The following is a 23196-nucleotide window of genomic DNA, read 5'->3' as shown; positions in this document are numbered from 1 at the left end:
ATTATTCTGCTTGAATACATGCTACAAAAAAAAGAGGAAAAAACTGCTTTCCTGTTTTTTTTGCAAGGCACGTAACTTTAGTTCTTTTCCTTATTTACAGTTTTGTTCACTTGAATCTAAGATACGAAAAAAATGGAAGCAGTGCTTCCATTTTTGAGCCACGTAAACATAGAAATAAAAAACCCACTCAAATTAAGTGGGTTTTCGCATTCAAATCAATTGATTCGAGAAATTAGTTTTTCTCTTTATCTACGATTTTGTTCGCTTGAATCCAAGGCATCATCGCACGTAACTTGTTACCAGTAACTTCGATACCATGAGCAGCATTTTGACGACGACGAGCAGTCATAGATGGGTAGTTCAACGCACCTTCTTGAATAAACATCTTCGCGTATTCGCCAGATTGAATACGTTTAAGCGCATTACGCATTGCTTCACGAGACTGTTCGTTGATTACTTCAGTACCCGTTACATATTCGCCGTATTCAGCGTTGTTTGACACTGAGTAGTTCATGTCCGCGATACCGCCTTCGAACATCAAGTCAACGATCAATTTAAGTTCGTGTAGGCATTCGAAATACGCCATTTCTGGAGCATAACCAGCCTCAACAAGAGTTTCGAAGCCCATTTTAACAAGTTCAACAGCACCACCACAAAGAACTGCTTGCTCACCGAAAAGGTCAGTTTCAGTTTCTTCACGGAATGAAGTTTCGATGATACCTGTACGGCCGCCACCTACGCCTGAAGCGTAAGAAAGAGCAACGTTACGCGCATTACCAGAAGCGTCTTGGTGAATCGCGATAAGGTCAGGAACACCTGAACCACGTTGGTATTCAGAACGTACGGTGTGACCAGGAGCTTTAGGCGCAACCATGATTACGTCTAAGTCAGCACGTGGAACAACTTGGTTATAAAGAATCGAGAAACCATGAGCAAATGCTAAAGTCGCGCCTTGCTTGATGTTTGGCTCAATTACGTCACGGTAAAGTTGAGATTGGAACTCATCTGGAGTCAAAATCATCACTACGTCAGCTTGTGCTACAGCAGCAGGAACTTCAGCAACTTTAAGACCTGAATTTTCAGCTTTCTTCCAAGAAGCAGAGTTCGCACGTAAACCTACAGTTACGTCAACACCAGAATCTTTCAGGTTAAGCGCATGCGCGTGGCCTTGTGAACCGTAACCAATGATCGCTACTTTCTTAGATTGGATGATAGATAAGTCACAGTCTTTATCGTAAAAAATTTGCATTGCTGTCTCCGCTTAAATGCTTGTTTGTCCGTTAAATCAGGCAATGACCCTTAAATTTACATTGCCTGATACCCTCTTCTTATTCAGATGAGGAAATACTTAAAATTTAGATGGTGAGTACTTTTTCGCCGCGTGCGATACCTGATACACCTGAACGAACCACTTCTAAAATCGTGTGTTCTGCAAGTGCATCAATAAACGCATCCACTTTTTCAGTGGTACCCGCGATTTGAATGGTATAGGTCGTTGGTGTTACATCGACAATCTGACCACGGAAAATATCTGCCGTACGTTTGATTTCGTCACGCGATGAACCCAATGCTTTGACTTTAATCAGCATCAATTCACGCTCAATATGTGCACCTTCAGACAGGTCAACCACTTTCACCACTTCAACCAGCTTGTTAAGCTGTTTGGTAATTTGCTCAATCTTGTGATCATCACCATAAGTGGTCAATGTCAAACGTGAAAGTGTTGGATCTTCAGTCGGGGCAACGTTCAATGTTTCGATGTTGTAGCCACGCTGTGAGAACAAACCCACTAAACGAGAAAGCGCGCCTGATTCGTTTTCTACGAGTACAGAGATAATATGTCTCATTTCGTGCGCTCCCCTTTAGCCAACCACATATCCTGCATCGATTGACCCGCAATCAACATCGGATAAACGTGTTCGGTACGATCTACCATAACGTTAATAAATACGCACTTGTCGTTAATTGCCATCGCTTCTGCAAGCTTAGACTCTAGCTCATCGGCATGATTAATCTGAATGCCAACATGACCATAAGCTTCCATCAGTTTGGCAAAGTCAGGTAATGAATCTACATAAGAACTTGAATGACGTCCTTCATAGTTCATATCTTGCCACTGCTTCACCATCCCTAAAGACTGGTTATTCAGGCACAGGATTTTGACGTTCAGGCCATATTGCTTACAGGTCGACAGTTCCTGGATACACATCTGAATCGATGCTTCACCGGTGATACACACCACTTGCTGTTCCGGGTATGCAAGCTTCGCAGCCATTGCATATGGCAAGCCTACACCCATAGTGCCTAGACCACCTGAGTTGATCCATTGACGTGGACGTTTGTATTTGTAATACATCGCACCAAACATTTGATGCTGACCGACGTCAGAAGTAATGATCGCTTCGCCATTGGTCACTTTGTCCAATGCCTGAACCACTTGTTGTGGCTTCATTACACCATCAACACCTGCCTCAAAACGACCACCATGAACCTTGCGCCATTCATTGATCTGTTTCCACCATGCCGCAATCGCTTCAGGATTTGGCTTAGAAACATTAAGCTGTTTCAACTGGTTCAACATCTCATTCAGTACAGGCTCTACAGCACCGACAATTGGAATGTGCGCCATAATGGTTTTTGAAATCGTCGCTGGGTCGATATCAATATGAATGACTTTTGCATTCGGACAGAATTTCGCAGGGTTATTAGTAACACGGTCATCGAAACGCGCACCCACACACAGAATTACATCTGCATTGTGCATGGTCATGTTGGCTTCGTAAGTACCGTGCATACCCAACATACCGATGAACTGTTCATCATCACCCGGGAATGCGCCAAGACCCATCAAGGTATTGGTCACTGGATAACCCAATAGATGCGCAAGCTCTGTCAATTGTGCTGAAGCATTGCCTTGAACCACACCACCGCCTGAGTAAATAACTGGGCGTTTAGCATGGATCAGTTCTTCAATCGCTTTACGAATTTGACCTGAGTGACCACGGAACGGTGGCTGATACGAACGCATCTTCACTTTTTCTGGGTATTCGTAAGCAAATTTCTCTGCAGGATTGGTCGCATCTTTAGGAATATCAATTACGACAGGACCTGGACGACCTGAAGACGCAATATAGAAGGCTTTCTTGATAATCGCAGGAATTTCGCTGGCATGACGCACCTGGAAGCTATGTTTCACGATAGGACGTGAAATACCGACCATATCGGTTTCCTGAAATGCATCTTCACCAATCAGATGACTCGCAACCTGACCTGACAAAATCACCATCGGGATTGAGTCCATATAGGCCGTTGCAATTGGGGTCACCGTGTTGGTTGCGCCCGGACCGGAAGTCACCAGCACAACACCGGTCTTGCCTGTCACGCGTGAGTAAGCATCGGCCATGTGACCAGCAGCCTGTTCGTGACGTACGAGATAATGATTGATTCTGTCTTGTTGAAATAGCGCATCATAAATATGAAGAACTGCGCCGCCTGGGTATCCAAAAACATGTTCAACGCCTTCGTCCGCTAATGCGCGAACAAGCATTTCACCACCAGATAGAAGTTCCAACGTGATTCACCCTAATATTATTCACTGCACAAATGGGAGGCATTTGCAGTGTTTCGTTTGTTAACTGTCTGCACTGTTATAGCACACAAATTTCATAGTTTTCAAAGCAATAGGAAAAAAATCTGATCTCTTCGCTGTTCGAGCAATACGGGATCTAAAACATGTTGGGATAAACATATTTTGCTTAGCTTTGTTCAATTTCTCGGCTAGAAAAATCGCCCACTGCATGAAATGACACTTAGTCGAAGGGTGATCGATCTAAGGCATATAAAACTATTGCAGCATTCTTGTGTTTTCAGGCTTTAAAGTCAAGTTTAAAAAACAGACAATCCATACTTATAGTGCCTAGATCTGCTGTTTTTAACAGCAATATCAGCTCATAGCCATGCATTTACTGTCTTGTCTATTCATCTAATCCAATAAAATTCATAGAGTTAATGGTTTAATTTTATAAATTTTTAATATGTCTTATATAAAAAAAATGAATGAATTTTTATTAAATGAAAGGAAATTGTTTATCAATAAATTTTGTATACGAAGATTTTTCTCTGATTTCTTATATGCTAGATTGAGCTTATTTAAGCAGTTAGCTTTGAATAAAGCAGATAAAAATCCATCATTTTTACTGAAAATATCACTACAATAATTGCAGTATTCCATGCCTAGCAAGCCGAGGCCCAAGAACAATGAAAATATCTTTTTTAACCGCCTTCAGTTTGAGTTGCGCAGTTGTTTTGAGCATCTGTAGCACCAGCGCTTCCGCGATCCAGTATCATAAATGGGTCGATGCGAAAGGTGTCACGCATTATACCAAGACGCCACCACCGAAATCTGCGAAAAAAGCCACCACAGTGGATACCTATGGCTGGAAAAATTCAGCACCAGCATCATCTAGAACGACTGAAACTGAAGTTCAAACCGAGAACACACCTCAAGAACAACAGCAACAAGCCCCTCAAGTTCCTGCGAATCAGGACCAGCAACAACGTGAAGCCAACGAAGCCTTGCAGCAATCTAAAAATCGTGCAGTTGCTTTATAAGACACCTCTATATAGAACAGCGTGTTTTTTCTTCGGGAAATGCCGGCGCAAAATTCACTTTTAGGTACATTTTGCGCTATGCTGTGCAACAGACTTTTTTCACCGTAATTCACTGATACGTTTATGACTACTCACATTGATTCCGAATATCAAGCCAGTGCGATTGAGCCTCAAGTCCAACAGGATTGGGAATCTCGCAAAGCCTTTAAAGTTGCCGACAAAGTAGAAGGTCCACGTCGTTATATTCTCTCGATGTTCCCTTACCCAAGTGGCAAGCTACATATGGGTCATGTGCGTAACTATACGATTGGTGACGTGATCAGCCGTTTCCATCGCTTAAAAGGTGAAACTGTCCTGCAACCGATGGGTTGGGATGCTTTCGGTCTGCCTGCTGAAAACGCAGCGATTGCACACCAGGTTGCACCGGCAAAATGGACATTTGAAAATATTGCTTACATGCGTGACCAGTTGAAAAAACTCGGTCTAGCCGTAGATTGGGATCGTGAATTTGCGACCTGTACCCCTGAATACTATCGTTGGGAACAATGGCTATTTGTTCAGCTTTATAAAAAAGGCTTGATCTACCGTAAGCTTTCAACCGTGAATTGGGATCCGGTCGATCAGACTGTTCTTGCCAACGAACAGGTTGAAAATGGTCGTGGCTGGCGTTCAGGTGCATTGGTAGAAAAACGTGATATTCCAATGTACTACTTCCGCATCACTGATTATGCGCAAGAGTTACTGGACGATTTAGACACGCTTAAAGACGGTTGGCCACAACAAGTATTGACCATGCAACGTAACTGGATTGGCCGCTCACAAGGGATGGAAATCACCTTCCCTTCAGCGAATCCAGAAGTTTATGCAGATGGTTTAACAGTCTTCACCACACGTGCCGACACGCTGATGGGCGTAACGTATGTTGCAGTTGCAGCAGAACACCCGATGGCGCTGAAAGCGGCTGAAACAAACCCAGAATTGGGTGCATTCATTGAAGAATGCCGTATGGGTTCTGTGGCAGAAGCGGATCTTGCGACTGCCGAGAAGAAAGGCATGGCAACCGGTCTTTCTGTAAAACACCCTGTCACAGGTGAAGAAGTTCCGGTCTGGATCGCCAACTATGTATTGATGTCTTACGGTTCAGGTGCGGTGATGGCAGTTCCATCACACGATGAACGTGACTTCGAATTTGCCAATAAATATAGTTTGACCATCAAGCAAGTGATTGATGCCAAAGGCGCAGATGATGCTGAGTTCTCTGAGACAGAGTGGCAAGAATGGTATGGCTCTAAAGAAGGTAAACTGGTTAATTCAGGCGAATTTGACGGTCTAGATTTCCAGGGTGCATACGATGCATTCCTTGCCAAATTAGAACCAACAGGCCTGGCAAGTTCTAAGGTTCAATTCCGTTTACGTGACTGGGGTGTTTCCCGTCAGCGTTATTGGGGTTGTCCAATTCCAATGATTAACTGTCCATCATGTGGTCAAGTGCCAGTACCTGAAGAGCAGCTTCCTGTGGTTCTTCCGACTGACGTTGTTCCAGATGGTTCAGGTAACCCGTTGAACAAAATGCCTGAATTCTACGAAACGTCATGCCCAAGCTGTGGTGGCGATGCTCGTCGTGAAACAGATACGCTAGATACCTTCGTGGAATCATCTTGGTACTATGCACGTTATGCATCTCCAGACTTTACTGATGGCATGGTAAAACCTGAAGCGGGTCAAACTTGGTTACCTGTCAACCAATACATCGGTGGTGTTGAACACGCGATTCTGCATTTGCTTTATGCACGCTTCTTCCACAAATTGATGCGTGATGAAGGCGTGGTACAAGGCAATGAACCATTCACTAACTTGTTAACGCAAGGGATGGTGCTTGCAGATACCTTCTATCGTGAAGCTGAATCTGGCAAGAAAACCTGGTTTAACCCGGCAGATATCGAACTTGAAAAAGACGAAAAAGGCCGTGTGCTTTCTGCAAAATATAAAGAAGATGGCCAGGAAGTTGTGGTTGGTGGTCAGGAAAAAATGTCGAAATCGAAAAATAACGGTATCGACCCACAATCGATTATTGACCAGTACGGCGCAGATACGGCACGTGTATTCATGATGTTTGCTGCACCACCTGATCAATCACTGGAATGGTCTGATGCCGGTGTTGAAGGTGCAAACCGCTTCCTGAAACGTGTATGGCGTTTAGCAACAGGTTTCCTTGAAAAAGCGAATACTGCTGCAAACATCGACAAATCGGCACTGTCTACGGCTGCGCAAGACCTACGTCGTAAGACACACGAAACCATCCAAAAAGTCGGTGATGACATCGAACGTCGTCATGCATTTAACACTGCCATTGCTGCATTGATGGAACTTCTAAACGCCAACAACAAGTTTGAAGCCCAAGATGACAATGACGTTGCTGTTGCACGTGAATCAATTACCACGCTGTTAACTTTACTTGCACCATTTGCACCGCATTTAAGCCAGACTTTATTGGCTGAATTTGGGATTGAATTGAATTCAACTTTATTCCCTGCGGTAGATGAATCTGCGCTGACACGTAATACACAAACCATCGTGGTTCAAGTGAACGGTAAGCTTCGTGGCAAGTTAGAAGTATCTGTAGATGCCTCTAAAGATGACATCTTGGCTCAAGCCAAAGCATTGCCTGAAGTTCAGCAATTCTTGACGGGTCCAACCAAGAAAGAAATTGTGGTACCGAATAAATTAGTGAATTTGGTGGTTTAAATCCTTAAGTTCCCTCTCCTCTCAGGAGAGGGCTAGGGAGAGGTAAATATATAACCCCTCATCCTAACCTTCTCCCAGAGGGAGAAGGAACTTTCTGAAGGATTTCACAATTCCCAAACAAAGCCCGTTGCCAGCCAACGGGCTTTGACTTTACAATCCAGTTCAGGATTTCAAATATTCCCCTTCGGGAAGCATAGAGGGCAACACATGCATTTGGGCAAACATTTAGCAGCAATTGTTTTAACTTGTGGTCTGAGTGCAGGCTTAGTCGGCTGTGGCTTTCATCTGAAAGGAACCAATCCGAGCTCCGCCCCTGTTGCTTACTCTGTCATGAGCCTGTCTTTACCGCCCAATACTGAAGAACTGCAAGAAAAACTGGCAGTTTACCTCGGTGCTGCAGGCGTACAGCTAAGTAATGCACCCAATGCTTATGTGTTACGTGTCCTGGATTACACCCCTCGCCGTCTGGAACTGAACGGTAAACTAGTTGAAACCTTGTTACGTTTAAACGTGACTTTCCGGATTGAAGATGCACAAGGCAATCCGATCACTGAACCACGCACTGTCGTGGCAACACGTACGTATCAATATGATATTGAAACGGTCAACACCGATGACCAGGAACAAAAATATCTGAATCAGGTCATTATTGATGATGTGGCGCAGCAGATCGCGCGTCAGATTTCATCGAACCGCTTACCCTTAGCCAAACAAAATACCTCAGCGCAACCTGCTCAATAAGACCTCTTTATGAAACTTGATTATCTGCAAGCCCTGAAACGTGTCGATGAAGCTCGCGGTGCTTGGGTCTTGCATGGTCAAGAGCCTTTGCTGGAACAGAATTTAATTGATGCCTTTCGGGCCAGCTGGCAAAAGCAGGACATTGAACGTCAACGCTATGACATTAGTTCGGTCGCCGACTGGAAAACCGTCTTTAATGCCTTGAACAGCTTGTCGCTGTTTTCAACCCAGTTGGCGATTGAAGTACATGGCAATATCAAACCGGATGCCAGCGCAATCAAGTTACTGAAAAACTATTTGCAGCATAATGAACAAAACCTGCTGTTGGTGGTGATGCCCAAACAGGATAGTAATAGCCTGAAATCCAGTTTCTTTCAGCTGATTGATGCCAATGGTGTGAATGTTTCGCTGGTGGCCAATTATCCAAAAGACCGGCAGCAGATTCTGGGTATTGAAGCTGAAAAACTCGGCATTCGTTTAGCCAATGATGCCTGGCAATGGCTGGAACAACATCATGAGCACAACCTGCTTGCAGCAAAGAACAGCCTGATGCGGGTTAGCGATACCTTTGCTGAAGTCGATATCATTCAGGTTGATCATTTATATGCATGTTTACAAGATCAGTCACGTTATAGCACCTATGATTTGAGCGATGCCCTGCTACAAGGTAATCTTTCCCAGTCGATCAAAATTTTTCAGTATCTAGTCGTTTCAGGCGAACCGATGAGCCTGATTTTATGGAGTCTCAGCAAGGAAATGCGTCTGTTGATGCAGCTGTTTGAACAACCGCAAAATGCCTTGCAAATGGGGATATGGAAAACCAAAGTCGGGTTATATCAACAAGCCTTGCGCCGTCTCAGCCCACAGACTTTTCTGGCCTGGCCGGGGTTATTATTAAGAATTGATGCCTCAATTAAAGGACTCGGACATGAAAATCCGGAGCATTTGGTACTACAGGCGATTTCCAGTATCTGTGGCAAGCCCCTATTTCACTAAGTGTTTGTCAAAATTCGAAAAATAAAATAATAATCATTCCTATTAGTTTAAAAAAATACACGATTTATCCTAATTTCGCTTTTATAATCGTTCACAATTCTCTGATTTTGAACCGATATTGATCATGCCAAAAATAAAACCGACGAAATTGATTATGGCCGCCGTGATTGCCATTGCGCTCATCGCTGCGGGGTGGTACTTCCTCAAACCCAAAGAACAGCCTCCGCAATATATTACGGCTGAAGTCACCCAAGGCGATATCGAAAGCTCTGTACTGGCGACTGGTATTCTGGAAGCGACCAAGATGGTCAGCGTGGGGGCGCAGGTTTCGGGTCAGGTCAGAAAAATGTATGTAGAACTGGGCGATCAGGTCAAGCAAGGTCAGCTGATTGCGCGGATTGACTCCGTTCGTCAGGAAAATGATTTAAAAACCGCTGAAGCCAGCATTAAAAATCAGATGGCACAACTTGCAGTAAGACAGGCGAATTTGGCCAAAGTTGAAGCTGAATACAACCGTCAGAAAGCCATGTATGCACAGGATGCCACTTCTCGCTCAGAGCTGGAATCGGCATTTGCGAACTATAAAACGGCGCAAGCGGATATCACCGCTATCAATGCACAGATTGAACAGTCGCGTTTGACGCTGGCGACTGCCAAAGAAGATCTTGGCTATACCCAGATTGTAGCCCCGATGGATGGCACGATTGTGGCGATTGTGACTGAAGAAGGTCAAACCGTGAATGCCAACCAGAGTGCGCCGACCATTGTTAAACTGGCCAAACTCGACACCATGACCATTAAAGCTGAAATTTCTGAAGCGGATGTCATGAAAGTTGAAGAAGGTCAGACGGTTTATTTCACTACGTTAGGCAATAACGAGAAAAAGATTTACGCCAAACTACGTCAGGTTGAGCCTGCACCCAATTCAATTAATACCGATAGCAATACCTCAAGCTCATCGTCAAGTTCTGCGGTGTATTACAACGCATTGTTCGATGTACCGAATGAAGATGGAAAATTACGTATTGATATGACTGCACAAGTTTATATCGTACTGGATGAAGCCAAAAATGTGCTGACCATTCCTGCTGCGGCCATTCAAGGTTCAAACCGTCCGCCACGTGCCAATCGTGGTGAAGCGCGTGGTGAGGGTTCTCGCGGTGAAGGCAGTCTGGCATCACGTCCTGAAGCTGAATCGGCTCAAGGCAATCGCCCTGCCGGTGAACGTCCAGCGCGTCTAAACCTGTCTGAAGCAGAACTTGCATTGATTGAGCAAGGTAAAGCACAACGTGGCATGGTTCGTGTCTTGCAAGCCGATGGTACTGCAAAACCAACCCCTGTATTAATCGGTTTGAATAACCGCGCGACTGCGCAAGTGCTGAAAGGTTTAAAACGTGGTGATCAGGTGGTGATTGCCGATGGTTCTGATACCTCCAATGATGCAGCAAAACGCGGTGGCAATAGCCGTGGCCCAATGAGAATGTAAGCATGAATTCACAACAACAGCCTCTCCTCGAGGTGAAAAATCTGGTTCGTGAATTCCCTGCGGGTGAAAGCACGGTCCAGATTTTAAAAGGGGTGAATCTGGAGATTTATCCGGGTGAACTGGTAGCGATTGTCGGCCAGTCCGGTTCCGGTAAATCGACCCTGATGAACATTCTGGGTTGTCTGGACAAACCAACTACCGGTAGCTATAAGGTTAAAGGCCGTGAAACCCGCGAACTGGAAGCGGATGAACTGGCGCAATTACGCCGTGAATATTTCGGCTTTATTTTCCAGCGTTATCATTTATTGGGTGATTTAAACGCAGCAGGCAATGTCGAAGTTCCTGCGATTTATGCCGGTGCAGATTCATCTGAACGACATGCGCGAGCCGTCAAGATTCTGACCGATCTGGGTCTGGGTGAAAAAACCCAGAATCGTCCGAGCCAGCTCTCTGGTGGTCAGCAGCAACGTGTTTCGATTGCCCGTGCGTTAATGAATGGCGGTGACGTGATTCTGGCCGATGAACCGACCGGTGCATTGGACAAGAACAGCGGTATTGAAGTGATGCGCATTTTGCGTGAACTGAATGCTAAAGGTCATACCATCATTCTGGTCACGCATGATCACAATGTAGCGAAAAATGCGACGCGGATTATCGAGATCTCGGACGGCAATATTATTTCTGATCAGCCCAATATTCCTGAAGTCGAAGAGCATCTGGAAAAACAGCCGCTAATCCGCAGTGAACAAAAGAAGATTTCTTCATGGCGTTCTGCGGTTGACCGTCTCGGTGAAGCTTTCCGCATGGCGTTGCTGGCCATGAATGCGCATCGCATGCGGACTTTCCTGACCATGCTCGGAATCATTATCGGGATCGCTTCGGTGGTCTCGGTGGTGGCGCTGGGTAATGGCTCACAAAAGCAGATTCTGGAAAATATCAGCAGTCTGGGCACCAATACCATTACCGTATTTCAGGGCCGAGGCTTTGGGGACAATTCCAGATCTTCACAGTCCAAGACCCTGATTCCGGCCGATGCCGATGCGCTGGCCGAACAACCGTATGTCGATGGCGTCAGTCCGTCGGTGAATAGCAGTGTCACCGGCCGTTATAAAGAAATCGAAGCTTCAACCACGGTCAACGGCGTCAGTGAAGATTTCTTCTATGTGCGTGGCATGACCTTCCAGTCCGGTCAACCTTTTGACCGCAGTAGCGTCATGCAACAGGCGCAAGATGTCGTCATTGACACCAATACCAAAAACACCTTCTTTAAGGATGGCACCAATCCGGTGGGTCAGGTGATTTTACTCGGGAGCGTACCGAGCCGGATTATCGGCGTGATCGACGCGCAAAAAGGCATGATGGGCAATAATGATAGCCTGAATGTCTATCTGCCGTATTCCACCGTGATGAGCCGTATGCTGGGGCAATCCAATGTGCGTAGCATCATTGTACGGATTAAGGATGAATACCCAAGTGCGGCGGCTGAAAATGCGATTCTGAATCTGCTGGTACAACGCCATGGCGCGCAGGATGTGTTTACCCAGAATGCTGATAGTATCCGTGAAACCATTCAGCAAACCACAGCCACCATGACCTTGCTGATTTCAGCGATTGCGGTAATTTCATTAGTGGTCGGCGGGATCGGGGTGATGAATATCATGCTGGTGTCAGTGACTGAACGTACTCAGGAAATTGGCGTGCGTATGGCGGTGGGTGCACGTCAAAGTGATATTCTGCAACAGTTCCTGATTGAAGCCGTTTTAGTCTGTATCTTGGGTGGTATTTTGGGTGTGCTGCTTTCCCTCGGAATTGGCCAGCTGATTACCCATTTTGCCGGTGGTACTTTCCAGATGGCATATTCAACCACTTCAATTGTGGCTGCCTTTGTCTGCTCAAGCCTGATCGGGATTGTGTTTGGCTTTATCCCGGCACGTAACGCTGCTCGTCTGAATCCAGTCGATGCACTTTCTCGCGAATAAGGAACCTGATATGCAAATGAATTTAACCAAGCTTGCCAGTGCCCTGTTGCTGGGAAGCTCGCTGGTCGGTTGTGCCGCAGTGGTAAAAACACCCTATGAACAGCCTGCGCTTAATATGCCGGGTAGCTTTCAAAACAATAAGGTTTTAAGTCAGCAGATTCATGCCGATATTTTGGCAGATCAATGGTGGACTTTATTTAAAGATCCGCAATTAAATAATTTGGTGAATGAAGTATTGGCGCAGAATACCGATCTGGCAGTGGCTGGCATCAGTTTACAACAGGCCCGCATTCAAGCCAGACAAACGCAAAGCCAGCAAGGGGTGCGTATTGGCGATGCTGGACTGACAACACGTAGAAGTTTTGATTTAGAAGATGGTGATAGTTCATCAGGTTTTGGGATTAATTATCCAGGTTTAAGCTATGAACTGGATCTGTTTGGCAAACTGGCCAATCAGACCGAAGCCGCTCGCTGGGAGGCCTTAGCTTCTGAAGAAGACTTGCAGGCAACTGCACAAAGCCTGATTGGCACCACGGCGCAATTGTACTGGCAACTGGCTTATCTGAATGAACGTTATAGCGTGGTACAGCAAAATCTGGCGACCGCGCAAAAAACCTATGATCTGGTGCGGGTGCAATATCGTGCCGGCGCAGTATCCGGTCTGGATTTAACCCAGGCGGAACAGGCGATTCAAAGCCAGCAGGCAACCTTAAGCCAGATTGAACAGCAACGTGTGGAAACACGTACCGGACTCGCGGTATTGCTGCACATGCCGGTTCAACAGCTCGCGATTCAAGAGCCAAGCCGTTTACCGAATATTCAATTGCCGAGTATTCAGGCTGACTTACCGGCGAGTTTGTTGTCACGTCGCCCTGACCTTCGAGCCACTGAACTGCGCTTGCGTAAGGCACTAGCCAATAAAGATGCCAACAAAGCCAGCTACTATCCATCCATTAGTTTGACCGGTAATCTGACCACCGGTATTGGCAGCAGTACTTCCCTCTCCAATGCCCTGAAAAATCCGGTTGCAACTTTAGGTGCTGGTCTGACTTTGCCTTTCCTGCAATGGAATGACATGAAACGTGATCTACAAGTCAATGAGCTGGAATATGAAAAAGCCATTATCCAGTATCGCCAGACCATGTATGAAGCCTTTGCCGATGTGGAAAATGCCTTGTCGAATCGGACTGAGCTCACTAAGCAGGTGGCTTTGCAGCAACGCAATGTTGAGCTGGCAGAAAGAACTGAACGCTTGACTGAAGTGCGTTATCGTAATGGTGCAGTCGCTTTAAAGAACCTGCTGGATGCACAGGAAACTACGCGCAATGCGCGGCTGTCTTTGGTGCAAACCCGACAGAATCAATATAATGCCTATGTCACCTTGATGCAGGCATTGGGTGGTAGCCCGATTAAACAATTGCCTTAACAAAGCTTGATTCATAAAAAAACCGCTGTTAGACAGCGGTTTTTTTAGCTCGTATGATTTGAGCCAGTTTATTTCATTTGCAAATACGCATTCACATTTTTCAATAATTCAATTGATCGTTCATGTCCGAGCAAACTGCCCTTTTCCAGCCAGTCCCGTGCAATCCCAATATCACGCTCTACACTAATACCCTTGGTATATAAACGCCCAAGATGGCTATAAGCATCTGCATTCACCTGTGCTGCCGCCTGCTGATAATACTGCACGGCTTGCTCAATATTACTCTCAACACCTTGACCTTGCTCATAGGCTTCACCCAGAGCATTCAGTGCCACACCATTCTGCTGAGCGGCTGCTTTTTGCAGATAGCTCAAGCCTAAGGCAATATCCTGCGCAATCTGTTGACCTTTCAGATACTTTAAACCCAATTCCGCTTGTGCCGGGGCATGACCCAATTGTGCTGCCTGATGCAGATAGCGATTTGCCAACTCTGCATTATTGATAAACACAGGATAAATGCCTGACAGAGCTTGGTACAGGAACCATGCCGCCTCTTTCGAACCTTTCGCAACCGCCTGATTCAGGTACTGGACAGCTTTATCACGTGTCGGCAATGGATATTCAGCCAGACTATAAAACCGGCCGACGCTATAAATCAGATCCGCTTCAGACTGAGCCACAATCTGCCAATACTGTTGTGCCGCGTTCTGGATCATTTGTGTGGCTTTGCCCGTATCTTTAACTGTGCCTACACCGTTTAAATAACACAGCGCCAGCCCCATCCCTGCAGACACATCATCAGGACTAAGCTGATAGGCAGCCTGATATAACTCAAATGCTTTTTGCGGTTCATTGGCTACCAGGTGCTGCTCAAAATACAGCGCAGCAATCATGCATAATGCAGGCGCATGCTGACTGTTGGCCGCTTCCGACCAGTAACGAAATGCCATGGTTTCATTTTTATCAACATACCAGCCATGAAAATAAGCCAGTCCGATTAAGGTCTTGGCGTGTGCATCGGCGTGTTCTTTGGACTGCTGCAATAAATGCTGGAACACGCGCTGACGCTGGTCGGTATCGATACGGCCTTGTAACACACCGGCATAATAATCATAGAGACCTTTCTGGTCACCGAGACTGATACAGCGTTTAATAAATTGCAGCGATTGCATCAGGTCTTGGGGGAGAATCTGTCCATGCCCATAATCATCGGCGATCTGCTGATTAGCGGCCGAATGATCTTGTTGTGCCGCCAGAAACAGATAATGAATTCCTTGCACTAAATCTTGGGTTGTTGAATCTGCCAAATAATACTGAGCCAACTGATACTGCGAATTGGCATGTCCCTGTTCGGCATTTTGCTTTAACAGGCTGATGCGCTGTTGTTCTGCATCCATGTCCGGAGTATCTGAATGGGTTGACAGTTCAGTAATACGGTACTGCGCATCCAGATTCCCCCGTGCCACCGCATGTCGGTACCAGTACAAGGCTTTTTCGGGATCAGCTATTTGATAATGCTGCTCTTCATAAATCTGTCCCAAGTGATAGGCCGCTTCATCACTGCCTAAACGAAAGGCTTTGTCTAAATAACTGATAGCTTTTTCAGTATTTTGCTCATGTCCCAGACCTTGCAGATGCATCAGCCCCATGCCGACATAAGCCTGCGGAATTTCCTGTTGCTGAGCCAATCCCTGATAAATCTGATAAGCACGTGCATAATTCTGCTGTTGTGGCTCCGAACTCAGGCGCGCCGCATGCTTGAGCTGTGCATCAATCTGCTCAATCCATAAATCATGCTGCACGGCCTTGGCCTGATCACGTTGTACCGGATCCGGACGTTTCCACATCCAGATCCCCAAAGCCCCAATCCCCAAAATAAGCACCAGCAAAAACCACATAGCTGCTCCACAACATTATTTTTGTTCTGCGAATAAATGTCATTCTAAACGCAGGCATAAAAAAAGCACAGACACTGTGCTTTTTATTTTTAAATCAGGATTTTGCTTTTTTACTGTCGAGCTTTTTCAGCCCTTCCGCCACAGCGACCATGGCAAAGCTCGAGGTCACCACCACGGCAGAGCCATAACCACCGCAGCGCAAACCGGCACTAGCACAGACATCGGCACTGGAGAATGGATTATCGATGGAATAGACACAGGTAATGCCAAATTTTTCTTTGGGCTTTTTACAGATGCCTTTAGCACGTAACTGGGCACGCAATTTGGCCAGCATCGGGTCCTGTTCGGTTTTAGATAAATCGGCGACCCGAATTTTCAGCGGATCCAATTTACCCCCTGCCCCGCCCGATACGATTAACGGAATCTTGTTAAAACGGCAATGTAGCATCAAGGCGAATTTGGCTTTGACATCGTCAATACAGTCGAGAATTAAATCTGGATCACCTGCTAAAACTCCTTTGATATTTTCAGGCGTCAGGTAATCATCGATCAGATTAATTTTAATGCGTGGATTAATTGCGCGGCAACGTTCAGCCATGACTTCAATTTTTTCATGACCCAGTGTGGTACTCATTGCAGGTAACTGACGGTTAATATTAGAAGCCGCCACCACATCCATATCGACCAAGGTCAGCTCGCCCACACCGCTACGTGCCAGTGCTTCTACCGCCCATGAACCGACACCGCCGATACCGATCACCATCACATGACTTTTTTCATAATGACTAAAGCTGTCTTCTCCATAAATTTTGGCAACACCAGCAAAACGGCGGTCATATTCATCATCTTGAAGCAGATCAGTCATAGGTCATCTATAGCAGTAAAAATACTGGATCATTTTAGCAAAATCGGCATTTTTTTACCGCCACTAAATTTTCAATCCATTTAAATAAGATTCAGGTCTGATAAGAGCGACAATTCGCCCACAATTGATTAAAATACAACCAACAAATTAATCCTATGTCATCTCGCCAAAGGGAGTGAAATATCATGTTATTTAACACCCTTTTGGGTTTGAATATGGTTTGCATCCTGCTGTATTGTTATTTGCTGATTAGTCAAAAGAACAAAAACTATTATCTCAGTATCCTGATTCGCTTCATCACTTTAGGACTATTTGGCTTGGTTATCTTTGAGCGTTATGAAACACAGAATCATCTGATTGTGCTATTGGTGTTGTGGGTAGGCTTTGAAAGTATTGAACAGTTTTACGCTAGAAAAAAATCCAGTTCGGTAAAATAAAAAAAGAGGCTTACGCCTCTTTTCCATCTCCATCCATCGGAATTAATCTTTATTCATGATAAAGAAATATTCACGATAATATTTTAATTCTGCAATCGAGTCACGGATGTCATCCATCGCTAAGTGCGAAGCATTTTTCTTCAGACCACCCATGATTTCCGGACGCCAGCGTTTTGCCAGTTCTTTTACGGAAGACACATCCAGATTACGGTAATGGAAATACTGTTCCAGTTCCGGCATCAGACGGTGCAAAAAACGGCGATCCTGACAGATCGAGTTACCACACATTGGTGATGATTTTGGGGTTACCCATTTTTTCAAGAATTCAATGGTTTGCTGCTCTGCATCCTGAGCCGTCAATTTACTGCGGCGTACACGCTCAATCAGACCAGACTGGCCATGTTGACGGGTATTCCACTCATCCATCGCATTTAAAATACGCGCAGACTGATGCACCGCAAGCACAGGACCTTCTGCCAGAATATTTAAATTGTCATCGGTTACAATCGTCGCAATTTCAATAATTTGGTCATTGTCTGTGTCTAGACCTGTCATTTCAAGGTCAATCCAAATCAGGCGGGTATCAGCGGTGCTGCTCATAAATGTGCAATCTTATTGGGTTTAAAAACAACTATAGTAGCAAATTAATTACATCTTGGGTGTCATTCTAGGGCTGCTTCATGCTATTTTTGCCATCTGATTTACCAGGTTTTTTGGGATATGAATGGCCTTAATACGTAAGCGTCGCCTGACAGAGCAACAACAGCGCCGCATTCAGAAACAACAGAAAACACGTCAAGAAGAACTGGATACCTCAAGTGATCTTGAAGGTCTGGTGGTACAGCATTATGGCCGTCAACTTGAAGTGCAAGCCTTGTCTACGCCTGACATTCACCCTGAAAAACCTGTGGTCGCCGATGGTGAGCCTGAACCTTTCTGGAAAGAGATTGAACTGGACAGCGTCTGGCGCTGTCATACCCGAACCAATCTGGATTTATTGGTAACGGGTGATCGGGTCAAATGGCAAGCCGATCCGAATACCGGTTTAGGAATTATTACCGCGATTCATCCCCGCAAATCCTTATTGACGCGTCCTGACCGTTATCACAAGGTTAAACCGGTAGCGGCCAATATTTCACTGATTGTGATTGTATTCGCTCCTCTGCCTGAGCCAGCGCCAGGTCTGATCGACCGTTATCTGGTGGCTTGTGCCGATGCCGATATTCCTGCACTGCTGGTGATGAATAAAGCCGATTTGTTAAAAGAAAACGATCCTATTCTGAATCTGCTGCAAGAATATCAAGACTTGGGTTATGAAGTGATGCAGACCCAATCCGATGGCGACCTGACTGCACTGTCTAATCGTCTGGAAAATGAAACGGTGGCTTTCGTCGGTCAATCTGGTGTGGGTAAAAGCACGCTGATTAATGCGATCGTGCCGGATGCCGCACAGAAAACCAATATTATTTCGGAAAACTCGGCACTTGGTCAGCACACTACGACATCAACGCGCTTGATCGGTTTTGGTGAAGGTGCCGCCCTGATTGACTCTCCGGGAATTCGTGAATTTGGCCTGTGGCATCTGACTTTAGATAAGGTACAAAGCGGCTTTCCTGAAATTGAAAACCTGCTCGGCCATTGTCAGTTCCGTAACTGTACCCATAAGCATGAAAAACAATGTGCTTTGCGTCAGGCTGCTGCCGCAGGTGAAATTTTACCGCGCCGACTGGACAGCTATTTACGTTTAATCGACGAAATCACTGAAGCACAGCAAAAAAATTAATTTTCTTAACCCTTGGCCCTTGAAGCGGTGATTTTGATCACCATATTTATGAGCTATACTCTTGGCAATTTTAAAATTGTAATTAGGTGAATTGTGGAACGTTGGTTCGAGTTTATGGGGAATCACCCCTTCTTATTTGGAACACTCGCGGTATTAGTGGTTTTGTTCTTCATTATCGAAGGTCAACGTAACGGTCGCAAAATTTCTCCGCAATCGCTGGGAATTTTAGTCAAAGCAAAAAATGCCATGCTGATTGATTTACGTGATGCCAAAGACTTCCGTGAAGGTCATATCAGCGGCAGCCGTAATATTCCATATAGCCAGATTACAAAACATGTTGAAGAGCTGAAAGCATCTGATCGCCCTTTGGTGTTCATTTGTAACCTTGGACAGGTGGCTGGTACTGCATTACAGCAGGTTGGTCATGCCGATGCCTACCGTCTTGATGGCGGCGTCAGCAACTGGAAAGCTCAAGGTTTACCTTTGGTGAAAAGCAAATAATCCACGAACAGGAGATTGATCATGGCTGAAGTTACTATTTACTCGACGACAGTGTGTCCTTATTGCGTGCGTGCAAAACAGCTACTGGAACGTAAGGGTGTGGCATATAAAGAGATTAACTTGTCTCAAGAAGCGCCTGAAGTACGTCTTGAATTGATGCAGCGTACCAATCACCGTACCGTGCCACAAATTTTTATTAATGATCAGTTCATCGGTGGTTTTGACCAACTTTATGCTTTAGAGCGTGAAGGCAAACTTGATGAATTGCTGGCTTAACCTTACTAAAATTATCACTTCATATTAAGGATCAAAAAATGAGTGAAGAACAACAAGCTCAACCACAATTGGCATTAGAGCGTATTTACACCAAAGATATTTCTTTTGAAGTTCCTGGGGCGCAAGTTTTTACCAAGCAATGGCAACCTGAGTTAAACATCAATCTTTCTTCTTCTGCAGAAAAAATTGATGAAACTCATTTTGAAGTAGCTTTGAAAGTCGTGGTTCAAGCAACCAACGAAGGTGATACCGCGTTTATCGTTGATGTCACTCAAGCCGGTATTTTCCTGATTGATGGCGTTGAAGAAGAGCGTCTGCCATATATCCTGGGTGCTTATTGCCCGAATATCCTGTTCCCGTTCCTACGTGAGGCAGTGAACGATATGGTAACTAAAGGCAGCTTCCCACAATTGCTATTGACTCCAATCAACTTCGATGCTGAATTTGAAGCCAATATGCAACGTGCACAAGCCGCTGCTGTGGATGGTCAGGCTTAATCGCTGTCCTTCAAATCTAAAAAAAGACCGCTTATGCGGTCTTTTTTTGAGCCCCTCTTTTTAAAGAGAGATTTGGGGAGATTAATTTCTTAACTCAATCCCTCCTAACCTCCCTTTAAAAAGGGAGGAATTCTCTCTCTCCTTTTAGGAGAGGGTTAGGGAGAGGTAAATTAATTAGTTAAAATTCTAGAACCCCTCTCTTTAACTCTCTCCCTGAGGGAGAGAGGACTTATAAAACTTATTCCGCATCCGCCATTAAATCAGCGCTCATGCCAACAGTGTTAAAGCCGGCATCAACATACAGGATTTCACCAGTAATCCCGTTGGCCCATGGCGAGCACAGGAACAATGCAGCATTACCGACATCTTCAATTGTCACATTACGTTTCAGTGGCGCAACTTTCTCATTCAGGTCGAGCATTTTACGGAATGATTTAATGCCTGAAGCTGCCAAGGTACGGATTGGACCTGCAGAGATCGCGTTCACACGAATCCCTTCCTGACCCAAGCTAGACGCCAAATAACGTACGCCAGCTTCTAAAGACGCTTTGGCCATACCCATGACGTTATAGTTTGGCATCACGCGCTCAGAACCTTGATAGGTCAATGTTAGCAAACAACCTTGACGGACTTGCAGCAAAGGTTTTGCCGCGCGTGCCATTGCGATAAAACTATAGGCACTGATGTCATGAGCAATATTAAAACCTTCACGATCCGTGATTTCGGTAAAGTCGCCATCCAGCGTATGTGCCGGTGCAAAACCGATAGAATGCACTACGCCGTCCAGACCATCCCAGTGTTTAGCCAGTTCAGCAAATGCATTGTCAATTTCAGCATCTACTGCCACATCACAAGGAAAAACCAGTTTCGAACCAAACTGTTCAGCAAAGTCATCTACCCGCTTTTTCAGCTTTTCATTTGGATAAGTAAAAGCCAATTCAGCACCTTCACGATGCAATGCTTGAGCAATACCAAAAGCGATCGATAATTTACTCGCAATGCCCGCGATCAAGAAGCGCTTACCCGCCAAAAGTCCTTGTGCCATGTGAATCTCACCTAAAAAAATGTATATGGCATGATGCCAAGTCTGGAGCATTTTAGAAATTGCATAATGCACCTTTTTTCTATTTATGATGAACTGGGAATTTAAGACCGAGTTAAGAGTATTAACTTAAATGGTCAAATGCAGAGCCTGATGGGTATTTTGCCAGAGCTGTTCAGCCAGCTCCTCTTTGTGCATATGCAGGCTTTTTGCCAGCCCTTGCAACACATAAGGTAAATTGGCAGGCGTATTTCTAGTACGATGCTCGCTTGAACTTTGACAACAAAGCGGCGTCATATCCGGACAGTCGGTTTCTACTACCAGATGTTCCGGTCCGACATACTGCACCACTTGATGAAGTTTTTTGGCATTTGGATTGGTAATTTGCCCGGTGATACCCAGTTTGAATCCCAGTTTGATAAAGGCTTTGGCTTCCTCAACCCCACCACCAAAGGCATGCGCAATGCCGCCCTGTTTAAACTGCTGCTGTTTTAAAATCTGCAAAACCTCCGCATGTGACTTACGGATATGCAGCAAAACCGGCTTATCGAATTGCTGTGCCAGTTCAAGCTGTGCAGCAAAAAAATCTTTTTGTTTCTGGAAAATTTCAGCCTGTTTGTGCTGTTTAAAAAAGGTATCCAGTCCGATTTCACCAATGGCAATACAGTGCTCATTTTTAAGCAGCTGTTCCAGCTCCTGTAAATGATCAGTCTGATGCTGTTCAATATAAAATGGATGCAAGCCCGGTGCTAAATGACTTTGCGGTGCATTTTCCAGGTCATTGATAAAGTCGTGAGTTCCTAACAGATCAGCAAAACGGTTTTGTAAAAAACCAATTAGAACCAGATGCTCGACACCTGCCGCTTTGGCCGCATACGCCAACTGTTCCCGATCAGGATCAAAATCGAGAACATCAAAATGGGTATGCGTATCAAACAGTTTTAAGGTCATTTGGCTTTTGCAGCAGATGCTGGCTGTGCCTCAGAGGCAGCTTTTTCAGTTTGAGGCAGATATTCAGGTTTCAGTACACCTTGTAGCTGCTCATAAGGAATCATTAAACGTGGCAAGCCCACCACATATGGCCCAATTTCATATTCGGCATATTGCAAGACCAGACCTTGTTGAGCCAGATAGAAATTATCGGTGAGTTTGAACTTCCAGGCCTGTTCATATTCCGCCACATCTTTGGCCAGCTTGGATTCTACCACCCAGTTTTTAAACGCATCATAAGCACGCGCTTCCAGTTGGGCTTTCTGTTTGGCCGCAATAATGTCATCCAGCTTAACCAGTTTTTTCTGCTCCAGATCAAAATTATAATAAGTCTGTGCAGATGCGCCGTGTGCTCCTCCCAGATAATAACTGCTGTTCAGAACCACGGTCGCCAAAGGATCTCCTGAATTCAAAATCTTGGGCTTAATCATCAGGCTAATACTATGACTGGCACTCAGGGCCTTGAGCTCTTTATCCAGATTCAAGAAAGTTTGCATATAAGGTTGAGTTTGCTGCTCAAGCTGCTGTTTTGGTGTCACCACTGTTGCTAAAGCAGCTTTGGGTTCAGAGGCGGCAACGTCTGCTTCGCTGGCAGCGCTCACTTTTGCCGGTTCAATCGCATCAAGAGACAGGATATTTTTCAACTGTTGCAGAATCTGCTGGTCGATCCATTCATCAATAAAGCTCTGATTACTGTTCAGACGTTCGATCGAAATTTCCGGACAGCTTTTGTCTTCACATTCTGGAATCGCCAGCTTGAGCTTTTCGGTATCGCCGCTGAGTTTAAGTGCTTCAGCTTCGGCTTGTAGCACCTCGGAAGCACTTGATTCTTCCGGCTCATTACTCTTCGGCTGACAGGCACTCAGCAAGATCGCTGATGCCAGGATGGATAGACAAAAGATATTCTTGTATTTTGGCATTCA

Annotated in this window: 21 protein-coding genes; 12 read left to right on the top strand and 9 right to left on the bottom strand. The window is 45.3% G+C overall.

Translation table 11 applies throughout. From position 1 onward, the window contains the following. Positions 1-232: 232 nt before the first annotated feature. The 3 genes from ilvC to F893_RS04960 form a co-directional block, all read right to left on the bottom strand. A complete protein-coding gene (gene ilvC / locus F893_RS04970) occupies positions 233-1249 on the bottom strand; it encodes a ketol-acid reductoisomerase (protein ID WP_004278368.1) in 1017 nt (338 codons plus the stop codon). Between the two features lie 106 nt (positions 1250-1355). Then, positions 1356-1847 (bottom strand): acetolactate synthase small subunit, encoded by a 492-nt coding sequence (ilvN, locus tag F893_RS04965; RefSeq protein ID WP_004278369.1) that lies wholly within the window; start codon positions 1845-1847, stop codon positions 1356-1358. Then, entirely contained in the window at positions 1844-3571 is a 1728-nt protein-coding gene (locus F893_RS04960; protein ID WP_004278370.1) for an acetolactate synthase 3 large subunit, read from the bottom strand. The genes ilvN and F893_RS04960 overlap by 4 nt, the downstream gene beginning before the upstream one ends. Before the next feature lie 686 nt (positions 3572-4257). Here F893_RS04960 and F893_RS04955 point away from each other — a divergent pair. The 7 genes from F893_RS04955 (at position 4258) to F893_RS04925 (ending at position 13984) form a co-directional block, all read left to right on the top strand. Next, complete coding sequence (locus F893_RS04955; protein WP_005250747.1) at positions 4258-4611, top strand: DUF4124 domain-containing protein; 354 nt, start codon at positions 4258-4260, stop codon at positions 4609-4611. A 123-nt stretch (positions 4612-4734) separates the two neighbouring features. Next, positions 4735-7356 carry a leucine--tRNA ligase gene (leuS, locus tag F893_RS04950; protein WP_005250745.1) on the top strand — a complete coding sequence of 874 codons (2622 nt, stop codon included), beginning with the start codon at positions 4735-4737 and terminating at the stop codon, positions 7354-7356. Positions 7357-7563: 207 nt separating this feature from the next. Further along, positions 7564-8097, top strand: coding sequence for an LPS-assembly lipoprotein LptE (locus F893_RS04945; RefSeq protein WP_005103222.1), 534 nt, complete (start codon positions 7564-7566; stop codon positions 8095-8097). A 9-nt stretch (positions 8098-8106) separates the two neighbouring features. After that, positions 8107-9093, top strand: a complete 987-nt coding sequence (gene holA / locus F893_RS04940) for a DNA polymerase III subunit delta (protein WP_005250743.1) — start codon at positions 8107-8109, stop codon at positions 9091-9093. A gap of 124 nt (positions 9094-9217) precedes the next feature. After that, the gene (locus F893_RS04935; RefSeq protein ID WP_005250741.1) at positions 9218-10579 is read left to right on the top strand and encodes a MacA family efflux pump subunit; all 1362 of its coding nucleotides are present in this window, start codon (positions 9218-9220) and stop codon (positions 10577-10579) included. Between the two features lie 2 nt (positions 10580-10581). After that, a complete protein-coding gene (locus F893_RS04930; RefSeq protein WP_005250738.1) occupies positions 10582-12558 on the top strand; it encodes a MacB family efflux pump subunit in 1977 nt (658 codons plus the stop codon). Positions 12559-12568: 10 nt separating this feature from the next. Next, entirely contained in the window at positions 12569-13984 is a 1416-nt protein-coding gene (locus F893_RS04925; RefSeq protein ID WP_005250736.1) for an efflux transporter outer membrane subunit, read from the top strand. Between the two features lie 68 nt (positions 13985-14052). Here F893_RS04925 and F893_RS04920 read toward each other — a convergent pair whose 3' ends face one another. After that, positions 14053-15882: a tetratricopeptide repeat protein gene (locus tag F893_RS04920; protein WP_005250734.1), complete on the bottom strand. Its 1830-nt coding sequence runs from the start codon at positions 15880-15882 to the stop codon at positions 14053-14055. 94 nt (positions 15883-15976) lie between these two features. Continuing rightward, a complete protein-coding gene (locus F893_RS04915; protein ID WP_005250733.1) occupies positions 15977-16747 on the bottom strand; it encodes a tRNA threonylcarbamoyladenosine dehydratase in 771 nt (256 codons plus the stop codon). Positions 16748-16932: 185 nt separating this feature from the next. Between F893_RS04915 and F893_RS04910 the strand changes: the two genes are divergently transcribed. Continuing rightward, positions 16933-17184 carry a hypothetical protein gene (locus F893_RS04910; protein ID WP_005250728.1) on the top strand — a complete coding sequence of 84 codons (252 nt, stop codon included), beginning with the start codon at positions 16933-16935 and terminating at the stop codon, positions 17182-17184. Between the two features lie 42 nt (positions 17185-17226). On the opposite strand, the gene orn is transcribed toward F893_RS04910, so the two are convergent. Further along, entirely contained in the window at positions 17227-17784 is a 558-nt protein-coding gene (gene orn / locus F893_RS04905; RefSeq protein WP_005250719.1) for an oligoribonuclease, read from the bottom strand. A gap of 124 nt (positions 17785-17908) precedes the next feature. Between orn and rsgA the strand changes: the two genes are divergently transcribed. From rsgA to secB, 4 genes are all read left to right on the top strand, one after another. After that, entirely contained in the window at positions 17909-18967 is a 1059-nt protein-coding gene (gene rsgA / locus F893_RS04900) for a ribosome small subunit-dependent GTPase A (protein ID WP_005250717.1), read from the top strand. 93 nt (positions 18968-19060) lie between these two features. Then, a complete protein-coding gene (locus tag F893_RS04895) occupies positions 19061-19468 on the top strand; it encodes a rhodanese-like domain-containing protein (protein WP_004278386.1) in 408 nt (135 codons plus the stop codon). Between the two features lie 21 nt (positions 19469-19489). Further along, the gene (gene grxC, locus F893_RS04890) at positions 19490-19744 is read left to right on the top strand and encodes a glutaredoxin 3 (protein WP_004278388.1); all 255 of its coding nucleotides are present in this window, start codon (positions 19490-19492) and stop codon (positions 19742-19744) included. A 38-nt stretch (positions 19745-19782) separates the two neighbouring features. After that, a complete protein-coding gene (gene secB / locus F893_RS04885) occupies positions 19783-20241 on the top strand; it encodes a protein-export chaperone SecB (RefSeq protein ID WP_005250715.1) in 459 nt (152 codons plus the stop codon). A gap of 238 nt (positions 20242-20479) precedes the next feature. Here secB and F893_RS04880 read toward each other — a convergent pair whose 3' ends face one another. From F893_RS04880 to F893_RS04870, 3 genes are all read right to left on the bottom strand, one after another. Further along, on the bottom strand, positions 20480-21286 hold the full coding sequence (locus F893_RS04880) for an enoyl-ACP reductase FabI (RefSeq protein ID WP_005250713.1): 807 nt from the start codon (positions 21284-21286) through the stop codon (positions 20480-20482). Positions 21287-21412: 126 nt separating this feature from the next. Beyond that, positions 21413-22234, bottom strand: coding sequence for a TatD family hydrolase (locus F893_RS04875; protein WP_005250711.1), 822 nt, complete (start codon positions 22232-22234; stop codon positions 21413-21415). Beyond that, positions 22231-23193 (bottom strand): RsiV family protein, encoded by a 963-nt coding sequence (locus F893_RS04870; RefSeq protein WP_005250708.1) that lies wholly within the window; start codon positions 23191-23193, stop codon positions 22231-22233. Before F893_RS04870 ends, F893_RS04875 begins: the two co-directional genes overlap by 4 nt. Positions 23194-23196 lie beyond the last annotated feature (3 nt).

Origin of the sequence: Acinetobacter sp. CIP 102136, from assembly GCF_000369685.1 — a bacterium.
GTDB classification, from domain to species: domain Bacteria; phylum Pseudomonadota; class Gammaproteobacteria; order Pseudomonadales; family Moraxellaceae; genus Acinetobacter; species Acinetobacter fasciculus.
This window is presented reverse-complemented; position numbering and strand designations above follow the sequence as displayed.